This is a genomic window from Candidatus Effluviviaceae Genus V sp. (assembly GCA_014728125.1).
Classification (GTDB): Bacteria; Joyebacterota; Joyebacteria; order Joyebacterales; family Joyebacteraceae; genus WJMD01.
On record WJMD01000177.1, the window covers coordinates 1 to 2,678 of the forward strand.

The window sequence follows — 2,678 nt, forward strand, 5'->3', positions numbered from 1 at the left end:
CGCGCGCGGCGTTCCTCGACGACCCGAACTTCATGCTCCTCAAGGTCACGGACGCGACAGGAGCAGCCCCGCACCAGGCCGGCGACCTCATCCGGGTCGAGCTGCCGCCGCATTTCCACGGCTTCGTCGGGCTGGACGAGGGGGTTCTCGACGGCGAGCATCTGGTGTACCTCCGTGCCGGGGCCGACAGCACCTGGTGCCTCGTAGACGGACTGGCATCGATGACCGACCCGGATGCGGGGGGCAGCCCTGCGGACTGGGTGTGGCACGCCTCGTTCGACCCGATCTCCCGGGAGGTCGAGGTCTCCGTCGGCTCCTACAGCGGCGCGAAGCGCGACGCGCCGTTCCCGCTCGGGGCCTCCGTGTTCTGTGCGGGCGCCATGCCCGAGGATGTCGCGAGGGAGAAAGGGCTTGAGCCCCGGCCTGCCTCATCGGCCGTCTGCATCTTCGGCGCCTCCGGTGATGCCCGACGCGTGCACGTTGTCGAGGGGACGGCCGATGTGGAGGTCAGCGCGGACGGTTCGATCGTCCTTCTGAGCAGGGAGACCGGTGACCGGGACGAGGTCGAGGTCGTCTGCGAGACCGCGCAGGGCGAAGAGCTGTTCCGCCGGACGATGCCCGAGGGGGCTGGCGAGCTGTCTCCCGAGGGCGACGTCTTCCTCTGGCGGCACGGCCGCGGCGCCGAGCTCTGGACGGTCGACGGGGACCGAAGGAAGCGGATCGGCGGGTTCAACGACTACGTCCGCCGGCTTGATGCCCGGTTCTCTCCGACGGGACAGCGGGTGGCCGTTGTGCTCTCGGAGGAGCCGGAGGAGTTCACGTGGCCGAGCTCGCGGTTGACGGTGCTCGATGTCCCCTCCGGGAGAACCGTGGCGTCCGCGAACCTGGGACCTGTTGCGGAGGCGACGCTCGCCTGGCACGGGGATGCGCTCGTCGTCGCGTGCACGTTCGCGAGGGGACGCGGCGAGACGGAGCATCCTCCCGCGAGGCTCCTCGCCGTGGCCCCGGACGGAGACCTGATACAAACGACCTGTACGGACGCAGGCCCCGCGGAGCGCGTTCGACTCGCCGTGACCGACGAAGGGAAGGTCGCCTACGTCGTCGTCGGGACGTCCGGGCTCGCTCCCGTCGAGCACGCGTGGCTCTATGCGACCGACACGCTCGAGGGTCTCGGCACGGTCGACGTCGGCGGTTTCCAGGTACTCGATATCGCCTGCGGGCCAGAGGACGCCCTCGGGTTCTTCGGGCGGTCGACCGGCGGCGGTCACCGTGAGCTCAGGGTCCTGAGCCAAGGCGAGCTCCGGACCGTGATGGAGTGGCCGGACCACATCACGAGCATGCGAGAGACGCCGGCGGGCGATGCGCTCCTCTTCGCGGGGCGCTCACCGTCCGACGACCGGGCCGAGCTCTACGCGCTTCGGTGGCACGACGTCTTCAGGCGGTTCGAGCTCAGGGTGCCGTAGCCGCACCAGGAAGCCCCTTGCTCTCGTCCCCCCATGCTGTAGACTGTCCTTCCAACAGGAGGGACGACACCCGTGTTCGACGACAAGCTCAAGACACACATCGCAGAGGTGCTCTCGAAGCTCGGACTGCCCGAGGTCGAGGTCGACCTCTCGGTCCCGCGCGACCCGTCCCACGGCGACGCGACGACGACCATCGCCATGGGTCTGGCGAAGGAGGTCGGACGCAATCCGCGTGAGCTCGCGACCGAGATCACCGAGGCGATCGACAAACGCGAGGCCCAGCTCGACGCGGTCGAGGTCGCGGGCCCCGGCTTCATCAACTTCCGCTACGGCGCCGGCTGGTACGACGACAGGCTCCGAGGAATCGTCCGCGAGGGCGACGCCTACGGCCAGAGCGACGCGCTCGACGGCCAGCGCATCCTGCTGGAGTTCGTGAGCGCGAACCCGACCGGTCCTCTGAACGTCGTGAGCGCGCGGGCCGCCGCGGTCGGGGACGCCATCGCGAGCCTGCTCGAGGCGGCCGGCTGCGACGTCCACCGTGAGTTCTACGTCAATGACGCGGGCGTGCAGGTCCAGAAGCTCGCGCTCTCCGTGGAGGCGCGCATCCGGGAGCTATCGGGGGAGCCACTCGCGATCCCCGAGGGCGGCTACCACGGCGAGTACTTGAGCGACGTCGCGAAGGACGTGCTGGCGGCGCATCCGGACATCCTGAAGCAGGACGAGAACGAGCGGCGGGCGACGCTCACGTCGCTCGCCGTCGAGCGCATGGTCGCATCCCAGCGCGCCGACCTCGACATGTACGGCGTCGCGTTCGACCGGTGGTTCCACGAGTCCGAGCTGGGGGAGAAGGTCGGTCAGACGCTCGAGGCCCTCAAGGAGACGGGGGAGACCTACGAGTCCGAGGGGGCCGTCTGGCTCAAGACGACGCCGCACGGGACGAACGACGACAAGGTCATCGTCAAGGCCGACGGGTACCCGACGTACCTGCTGCCGGACCTCGCGTACCACATCGACAAGTTCGACCGGGGCTTTGATCCGGCCATCGACCTCTGGGGACCCGACCACCACGCGCACATCGCGGAGATGCATGCCGCGCTCGAGATCCTGGGCCACGCGAAGGAGCAGCTCGAGGTCCAGATCATCCAGCAGGTGAACTTCCTCGAGGGCGGCGAGCGCGTCAAGATGTCGAAGCGCGCCGGGGCCATCGTCACGCTC

General features: G+C 69.2%; 1 protein-coding gene. It reads left to right on the forward strand.

What is annotated here, in order from left to right; genetic code table 11:
• Positions 1–1,535: 1,535 nt before the first annotated feature.
• Positions 1,536–2,678, forward strand: a 1,143-nt coding sequence (locus GF405_10600; protein MBD3368600.1) for an arginine--tRNA ligase, incomplete at its 3' end; no start/stop codon positions are given.